The following is an 8,317-nucleotide window of genomic DNA, read 5'->3' on the forward strand; positions in this document are numbered from 1 at the left end:
TGATGGCGCGGTACTCGGGGGGCCGCCCGGACAGGTCGAGGTGCGCGGTGGTCGCGGAGGAGACCAGCGCCTCGAGCGCGAGCTGCATGCGCGGCGTCGTCCGCCCCCCGGTCACCGTGAACGGGCGGACCGGGGACGCCGGCTCCTGGGGCATCGGGCCGCTCTGGTGCCGGCCCCACGGGTCCACCGTCATCTCCTCGGGTGGGACGCCTGGAGCTCGGCGCGCAGGGCCGGGGTGAGCACCTGCCCGGCCCGCTCGACGAGCAACGTCATCTGGTAGGCGATGAGGCCGAGATCCGACTCGACGGACGCGAGGACGGCCAGGCACGAGCCGTCGCCGATCGACATGATCAGCAACAGCCCCCGCTGCATCTCCACGACCGTCTGCGTCACCGGACCGCCCTCGAACACCCGGGACGCCCCCTGCGTCAGACTGATCAACCCCGCCGCCACCGCCGCCAGCTGATCCGCCCGATCCTTCGGAAACCCGTCCGAGTACGCCAGCGGCAACCCGTCCGAGGACACCACCACCGTGTGCGCCACACCGGGGACGGAGCTGACGAAATCACTGATCAGCCAGTTGAGACCGCGCGCGGCCTGACTCATCTCCCTCATGCCTGATCCCCACTCCTCGTCGGGTAGCCCTGGTCCTCGCTGATCTCGCCCCTGGCCACCGCCCGGCCCTGCCGTACGCCCTGCTGGAGGCTGGACAGGCGGCTGCGGGCGCGGTCGGGCGACAGCACCGGCGCCGGCGCGGCCGGCGGCGTGACCGGCTCCGCCGAGCCGGGCACCAGGTTGGCCTTCGGCACGCGCTTGGGCAGGCCGGAGGTCGTCTTGCCGTCCCAGGCCGGCTTCTCGACGGCGGACGCGGCGGCCTGCCAGCCGGCGTCGGCGTCCGCGGCCCGCTGCCAGCCCGACTGGCCCTCGTCCCCGCCCGGGCTGCGCTGGAACCACGCCGACTCCACCGAGGCGAAGATCGGCAGGAACTCGTCGGGGGGCGCGGGCGCCGGGGCGCCCATGACCGGAACGGGCCCGGTCCCCGCGCCGAACGGCCCGGTGATCGCGGGGGCCGCCCCGGAGACCGAGGGCATCGGCCCGGTCGCGGCGTCGTCGGGCACGTCGTACCGGCGGGAGCGCAGCCGGTTGCGCGGGTCGCCGCGGGTGATGGCGCCCTGCACGGGCACCTGCCGGACCTGCTGAACCTGGTGGACCTGCTGGACCTGCTGGACCTGCTGGGGACGCGACCAGACGCTCTGCTCCGGCTGCGGGCTCCACGACGGCGCGAACGCCCCCGTGTAGGCCGGGGCCACCTGGGCGGGCCGGCCCATCAGCGACTCCGGCAGCAGCACCATGGCGGTCAGGCCGCCGCCGTCGTGCGGCCGGAGCTGGACCCGGATGCCGTTGCGGGCGGCGAGGCGGCCGACCACGAACAGGCCCATGCGGCGGGAGACCGACACGTCCACGACGGGCGGGTGCGCGAGCCGCCAGTTTGTCTGGGCGATCTCCTCGGGCGTCATGCCGATGCCGGAGTCGGTGACGGAGACCATCACGCCGCCGCCGTCGATGCGGTTGCCCGACACGATCACCCGGGTGTCCCGGGCCGAGAACGACAGGGCGTTCTCGACCAGCTCGGCCAGCAGATGGATGACGTCGTTGACCGCCTGGCCCGCGATGGCGACGTCCGAGGGGAAGTTGAGGACGACCCGCTCGTAGCCCTCGACCTCCGACAGCGACGCGCGGATGACGTCGGTGATCTCCACCGGCTGGCTCCACCGCCGGGCGGGCTCCTGGCCGGCGAGGACCAGGAGGTTCTCACTGTTGCGGCGCATGCGGGTCGCCAGGTGGTCGAGCTTGAACAGGTTCCCGAGCCGCTGCTCGTCCTGCTCGCCCTGCTCCAGCCCGTCGATCAGCGCGATCTGGCGCTCCACCAGGGTCTGCGTACGGCGCGACAGGTTCACGAACATGGCGCTGATGTTGCTGCGCAGCTGGGCCTCGTCGCCCGCCAGCCGCACCGCCTCGCGGTGGACCTCGTCGAAGGCCCGGGCGACCTCGCCGACCTCGTCGGCGGAGTCGACGCCGATGGGGGCGACCTCGGGCGGCCCGCCGGAGGAGTCCGACTCCCGCAGACGCTGGACCAGGTCGGGCAGGCGATGCCCGGCGATCTCCAGCGCCTCGCTGCGCAGCCGGCGCAGCGGCCGCACCAGCGACCGGGCCATGACGGCGGTGATGAGCAGGACGAGCACCAGGACGACCACGACCATGCCGACGTTGACGGCCGCGACGTTGCGGTCCGACTGCTGCAGGTCCTGGCTGCGCCGCACCACCGACGCGCCGAGCGCCGCGCCCACCTTCTGCATGTCGTCGGCCGTCTCGCTGATCGCGTCGAACCAGAGGCCCTCGGCGTCCCCGTCCGCCGTCAGGCGGCGCAGCGGCTGGCCGTCCCGGGCGAGGCTGAGGGCGAACGCGCGCAGGTACTCGGCCCGGTCGACCTTCTGGCCCGTCACCGTGTCGGAGAACAACTGGCGCTCGGACGGCGAGGCCTGGGCGGTGAACGCGTCGCGCTCGCTGACCTCCCGGGCGCGGGCGGCGGTGAAGGCGTCCAGCTCGGCCGTCTCGAAGCCGCCCTTGGCGACGGCGGCGGCCAGCAGCGCCCGCTGCTTGGACACCTCCTCCTGCGCCCGGGCGAGCGAGCCCATCGCCTTGAAGCTGGCGCTCACCGCCTCGTCCGCGACCCCCTGGACGCTCACGTCGTACAGCCGGAGGGCGTCGGCCGTGTACAGGGAGTACTTGTCGATGGCGGGCAGCGCGGGAAGCCTGCTCTCCAGGACGGTGCGGCGAAGGGCGGTCAGCTCGCCGAGGCGGTCCACCAGGCGGGTGAGGGCGCCGCGGCCGATGTCGCCGAGCGCCGCGCCCGCCGTCGCCGCCCTCGCCCGCACCTGCTGGGCGGCCGCGTCGACGGCGTCCTGCTGGTTGCGGATCAGCGAGAGGAGGGCTGAGCCCCTCCGGTCGGCCGCAACATATCTGGCGGTCAGGTCGCGTTCGAGCTGGAGCTCGTGGGTGAAGGTGCCGATGCTCGCGACGAACTCGGCCGCGTCGCGGACCCGCTGGTACTCGGCGGCGCTGCCGATGGACGTGGCCACCCGGAGGCCCCCCAGCGTCACCGCCACCAGGGTCGGCACCAGCACCAGCGCGAGCAGCCGGGTCCGCACCCGCCAGTTCTTCAGCGCCGCGGAGCCCGTGTCACTGGAGGCGGGCTGCGCCGGCGGCTCGGCGACGGATTCCCGCGAGCCGGCCGGCAGGGGTGGCGGCTTCTGCTCTATACGACGACCGCTCTCGACTGTTGCCGTCCTCACTGGTCGCAACCTCTCGCGGTTCTTCTAGAAGCGGATTCGGTTATTGAAGATTGGTCTTTCTATCGGGAAACCTCCCACAAGACATCGGCAATTGGAGCATAAGGCGACGAGATAGACCAACCTCTCCTCTCATTTAGCACGTTCCACACGACGAGTAAGGCGCGAGAGCATGCGGGAGAGCGCCGCATTCAGGCCATACGAGAAGACGCCCAAGGCGGTCCGAACCCGATTCGGTACATGCATCGATCCAAACCGCCATTGCCTTGAGTTACGGGGCATAGTGGATTTATTGACAAGTTTGGTGACATAGCCCGCCTAATCCTGTTATCTCGAATTAAGGCCCGCTACGCTTCTCGCCCGTCGCCCGGCCACGCGATCTCCGCCGCCGGTCGGCCCCCCCACCTAAGGAGACTCCATGAGACGGATAGGCCGCCGGTCCGCGATCGGACTCGTCGTCGCGTTAACACTCACAGGCTGTGGCGGTGCGAACACGAGCACGGAGTCGGGCACCGGTAACGGACTGGAGAAAACCACTCTGACAGTGGGAGTTCTTCCCATTGCGGACGTGGCGGCACTTTTCATCGCGCAACAGCGTGGCTTCTTCAAGGCCGAAGGCCTGACCGTAAATCCCCAAATCGTCGCGAGCACCGTCGTCGCCATCCCGAAGCTAGTGAGCGGCGCGGTGGACATCACGCTCGGCAACTACTTTTCGGTCCTGTCCGCGCAAGAGAAGCAGATGGCCAAATTCCGGATTCTCGCCGACACATTCCAGGCGAAACCGGATGTCTTTGACATCGTCGTCAAGAACGACTCGCCCATCAAGTCGGTGAAGGACCTGAAGGGCAAGAAGATTTCGGTCGCGTCGCTGAACAGCATCGGCACGCTCGCCGTCGACTCGACCCTGCGGGTCAACGGGCTCGACCCGAAGGACGTCCAGTACGTCCCCATGGCCTTCCCCGACGCGCCCGGAAAGCTCGCCGCCGGCCAGACGGACGCCGCCTGGCTGACCGAGCCCTTCCTCACGGGGGTCCAGAAGGACATGGGCGCCCGGAAGATCGCCGACACCATGACCGGCGCGATGGCCGACTTCCCCATCGCCGGCTGGACGACGACCGACTCGGTCCTGCAGAAGTACCCGAAGACGATGGCCGCGTTCCAGCGCGCCATCGTGAAGGCGCAGCAGATCGCCGACTCCGACCGTGAGGCCGTGGAGAAGGTGCTGCCGTCCTACACGAAGATCACGCCGGAGGCGGCGTCGGTCATCACCCTCGGCTCCTACCCCTCCAGCCTCAACCCGACGCGGATCCAGCGGGTCGCCGACATCATGCTGGAGTACGGCTACCTGAAGTCCAAGATGGACGTCACCCCGCTGCTGGTGCCGATGCCGCAATGATCGACCCCAGGGTGGTCCGCGGCGTCGTGGGCGTCGCGGGCCTGCTGGCCGTCGCCGAGGCGGCCGGGCGCGCCGGCCTCATGGACACCCGGATCATGCCGCTGGCGTCCACCGTCGTCGCCCGGGCCGCCGGGCTCGCCGCCGACGGGGAGTTCCTCCAGGACGTCTCGGCCACGCTGGGTGTCTGGGCCGCCGGGCTCGTCGTGGCGATCCTCCTGGCCGTACCGGTCGGGGTGCTGCTCGGCAGCCTGCCGCGGGTCGAGGCGGCCGTGCGGCCGCTGATCGAGTTCCTCCGGCCGATCCCCTCGGTCGCGCTCATCCCGCTGGTCGCGCTGATCGCCGCCTCCGACGCCCGCGTGAAGGTGACCGTCATCGTCTACGCCGCCTGCTGGCCGGTGCTCGTCAACACGATGTACGGCCTGCACGACGTGGACCCGGTGGCGAAGGACACCCTGCGGGCCTTCGGCTTCGGGCGGCTCGCCGTGCTGCTGCGGGTCGCGCTCCCGAGCGCCGCGCCGTTCGTCCTGACCGGCGTGCGGCTGGCCGCCTCGGTCGCGCTCGTGGTCGCGGTCAGCGCCGAGCTGCTGGCCGGCGGCGCGGGCGGCATCGGCGTCTACATCATCAAGGCGGGGTCGGGCTACCGCGTGGACCTCATGGTCGCGGCCGCCGTGTGGGCCGGGCTGATCGGGCTGGCCGTCAACGCGCTGCTGGTCCGCGCCGAACGCGTCCTGTTCCGCTGGCACGCCGCCCGGGCGGGGGTGGCCGCGTGAACGGCGTCGTCCACCGGCTGTGGCCCGTCCCCGTGCTGGTCGCGCTCTGGGAGGCGGGCGCCCGGGCCGCGGCCTCCACCTACTTCCCGCCGCCGTCGGCGATCGCCGCCCGCCTGCGCGAGCTGTGGTTCTCCGGTCCGCCGTCCCGGCTCTTCCTCAGCGACCAGGCCCTGCAGGACTTCCTGCCCAGCCTGGCCCGCATGTTCGGCGGCTGGGCGATCGCCTGCGCGGCCGGGATCGCCCTCGGCGTCGCCGTCGGCCGCTCGTCCGCGCTGGCCGGCTACGTCGACCCGATCGTCGAGTTCGGCCGGGCGATCCCGCCGCCCACGCTGATCCCGCTGTTCGTCGTGCTGTTCAAGGTCGACGTGCGGATGCAGGTCGCCACGATCGTGTACGGCGTGATCTGGCCGGTCCTGGTCAACTCGATCGACGGCGCCCGGTACGTGGACCGGCAGCACACCGAGACGGCCCAGGTGTTCGGCCTGTCCCGGGCGCAGCGGCTGACGCGGATCATCCTGCCCGCCGCCGCGCCGAAGATATTCGCGGGGCTGCGGCTGAGCCTGTCGCTCGCGCTGATCCTCATGGTCGTCTCCGAGCTCGCGGGCAGCGCCACCAGCGGCATCGGCTACGAACTGCTGTCCGCGCAGCAGAACTTCGACCTGCCGGGGATGTGGGGCACGATCGCGCTGCTCGGCGTCCTCGGCCTCCTCCTCAACTCGTCGTTCCTGCTCGTGGAGCGGCGCACCCTGTCCTGGCACCGGCGCGCCCGGCAGACGAACTGAGGTGACACCGTGCTCGACGTCGTCAACCTGACCCACACGTACGGCACCGGCCCGGCCGCCCACAGGGCGCTGGGCGGCGTGGACCTCAAAGTCGCGGAGGGCGAGCTGGTCTGCGTGGTCGGCCCGTCCGGCTGCGGCAAGTCGACGCTGCTGCGGTCGATCGCCGGGCTCGTCCGGCCGACCGGCGGCGGGGTGCGCGTCAAGGGCCGTCCCGTGTCCGGCACGCCGGACGACCTGGCCGTGGTCTTCCAGGACTACAGCAGGTCCCTGTTCCCCTGGATGTCGGTGGGCGACAACGTGGCGCTGCCGCTGCGCAGGCGCGGGCTCGGCCGGGCCGCCAGGAGGACCGCTGCGGCCGAGGCCCTGTCCGCGGTGGGCCTGGAAAGCGCGGCAGGGAAGTACCCCTGGGAGTTGTCCGGCGGCATGCAGCAGCGCGTGGCGATCGCCCGGGCCCTCGCCTACCGGCCGTCCCTGCTGCTCATGGACGAGCCGTTCGGCTCGGTGGACGCCCAGACCCGCGAGGACCTGGAGGACCTCGTCCTGGCGGTGCGCGGGCACCACCGCATGACGATCGTGCTGATCACCCACGACATCGACGAGAGCGTCTACGTCAGCGACCGCGTCGTCGTGCTGTCGCGGGCGCCCGCCGTCGTCGCCGCCGACCTGCGGGTGGACCTGCCCTCCCCCCGCGACCAGATCGGCACCAGGGAGCTGCCGGCCTTCGTGCACCTGCGGGCCGAGGTGGGCCGCCTCGTCCGAGGGAAGCCGCAGCTCAGCATGGCACCCAACGGCCCGTCTTCCATCGACAAGGAGTGAACGTGACAGAACCGAGCACCGTCGTGTGGGACATCCTCCGCGGCGGCTGGCGCCTGGCCGCGCTGAGCGCGATCGTCGAGCTGGACTGCGCCGGACACCTGAAGGACGGGCCGCTCACCGTCGACGAGCTCGCCGGGCGGTGCGGCGCGCACCCCGGCTCGCTCGCCCGCGTCCTGCGCACCGGCGCCTCCTGCGGCCTGTTCGCCACGGTCTCCCCCGGCACGTACGCGCTGACCGACGCGGGGGCCCTGCTCGTCGGCGGCGTCCCCGGCTCACTGCGCAGCGCCGTCCAGGCCAACACCGCGCCCACCCTGTCGTACGGCATGGACAACCTGGCCACGACGGTGCGGCAGGGACGGTCGGCGTTCGTGGAGAAGTACGGCGTGCTCTACGACCACCTGTCCACCGACCCCGAGCTGAACGGCGTCTTCAACGACTTCATGACGTCCCGCTCGGGGCCGATGGCCGAAGGCGTCGCGGGCAGGTACGACTTCTCGCAGGTCAAGACCCTCGTCGACCTGGGCGGCGGGCGGGGGCACATCCTCGCGGCGGCGCTGCGGGCCAACCCCCACCTGCGCGGCGTGCTCTTCGAGCTCGGGCACGTGCTGCCCGACGCGCGGGCCGCGATGGAGGGATGGGGTCTGCTCGACCGGGTCGACTTCGTCGAGGGGGACTTCTTCCGCGCGGTGCCAGCGGGGTACGACGCCTATCTACTCGGGAGTGTCATCCACAACTGGGACGACGAGGACGCCTCGACGATCCTGCGCGTGGTGCGCGAGGCCATGAGCGACGACGGGCGGGTGCTGCTGGTGGAGATCGTGCTGCCGGACGACGACACTCCGCACTTCGGCAAGGAGATCGACATGCGCATGCTGGGCCTGTTCGGCCAGGGGCGGGAGCGCAGCGGGTCCGAGCACGCGGCGCTGCTGGAGGGGGCGGGCCTGCGGCTGTCCGGGACGACGCCGCTGCCGTTCCACGCGACCCTCATCGAGGCCGTCCCCGCCTGACCGTCAGGCCCTGCCGCCCCAACCGGGAACGGCCACGCGCATGGTCAGCGCGTGCTCGACGAGCGTGATGAGCGTGCTCTTCACCGAGTCCCGGTTGCGGGCGTCGGTGCGGACGATCGGGGTGGTGGGCGCGAGGGTCAGCGCCTCGCGCACCTCGTCCTCGGCGTGCGGGTACTGCCCGTCGAACCCGTTCAGC

The 8,317-nt window shown here is 71.6% G+C and carries 8 protein-coding genes and 1 pseudogene; 5 read left to right on the forward strand and 4 right to left on the reverse strand.

Features of this window, described 5'->3' with window-relative positions:
• From MPTA5024_RS21030 to MPTA5024_RS21040, 3 genes are all read right to left on the reverse strand, one after another.
• On the reverse strand, positions 1–187 hold a 187-nt coding region (locus MPTA5024_RS21030), incomplete at its 3' end, for a DUF742 domain-containing protein (protein WP_232326582.1).
• Positions 188–189: 2 nt separating this feature from the next.
• Positions 190–615 (reverse strand): roadblock/LC7 domain-containing protein, encoded by a 426-nt coding sequence (locus tag MPTA5024_RS21035; RefSeq protein ID WP_036328926.1) that lies wholly within the window; start codon positions 613–615, stop codon positions 190–192.
• Positions 612–3,353 (reverse strand): sensor histidine kinase, encoded by a 2,742-nt coding sequence (locus MPTA5024_RS21040; protein WP_157099621.1) that lies wholly within the window; start codon positions 3,351–3,353, stop codon positions 612–614. Before MPTA5024_RS21040 ends, MPTA5024_RS21035 begins: the two co-directional genes overlap by 4 nt.
• Before the next feature lie 415 nt (positions 3,354–3,768).
• Here MPTA5024_RS21040 and MPTA5024_RS21045 point away from each other — a divergent pair, with 415 nt between their 5' ends.
• The 5 genes from MPTA5024_RS21045 to MPTA5024_RS21065 are packed head-to-tail and all read left to right on the forward strand — an operon-like array spanning position 3,769 to position 8,121.
• Positions 3,769–4,746: an ABC transporter substrate-binding protein gene (locus MPTA5024_RS21045; RefSeq protein WP_036327200.1), complete on the forward strand. Its 978-nt coding sequence runs from the start codon at positions 3,769–3,771 to the stop codon at positions 4,744–4,746.
• Positions 4,743–5,516, forward strand: coding sequence for an ABC transporter permease (locus MPTA5024_RS21050; RefSeq protein WP_036327202.1), 774 nt, complete (start codon positions 4,743–4,745; stop codon positions 5,514–5,516). The genes MPTA5024_RS21045 and MPTA5024_RS21050 overlap by 4 nt, the downstream gene beginning before the upstream one ends.
• The gene (locus MPTA5024_RS21055) at positions 5,513–6,298 is read left to right on the forward strand and encodes an ABC transporter permease (RefSeq protein ID WP_036327205.1); all 786 of its coding nucleotides are present in this window, start codon (positions 5,513–5,515) and stop codon (positions 6,296–6,298) included. The genes MPTA5024_RS21050 and MPTA5024_RS21055 overlap by 4 nt, the downstream gene beginning before the upstream one ends.
• A gap of 9 nt (positions 6,299–6,307) precedes the next feature.
• On the forward strand, positions 6,308–7,114 hold the full coding sequence (locus MPTA5024_RS21060; protein ID WP_036327208.1) for an ABC transporter ATP-binding protein: 807 nt from the start codon (positions 6,308–6,310) through the stop codon (positions 7,112–7,114).
• Positions 7,115–7,116: 2 nt separating this feature from the next.
• Positions 7,117–8,121 (forward strand): methyltransferase, encoded by a 1,005-nt coding sequence (locus MPTA5024_RS21065; protein WP_051458475.1) that lies wholly within the window; start codon positions 7,117–7,119, stop codon positions 8,119–8,121.
• A gap of 3 nt (positions 8,122–8,124) precedes the next feature.
• Here MPTA5024_RS21065 and MPTA5024_RS21070 read toward each other — a convergent pair.
• A pseudogene (locus tag MPTA5024_RS21070) lies at positions 8,125–8,317 on the reverse strand (ATP-binding protein); the annotation flags it as partial.

Origin of the sequence: Microbispora sp. ATCC PTA-5024 (genome assembly GCF_000511135.2) — a bacterium.
GTDB classification, from domain to species: domain Bacteria; phylum Actinomycetota; class Actinomycetes; order Streptosporangiales; family Streptosporangiaceae; genus Microbispora; species Microbispora corallina.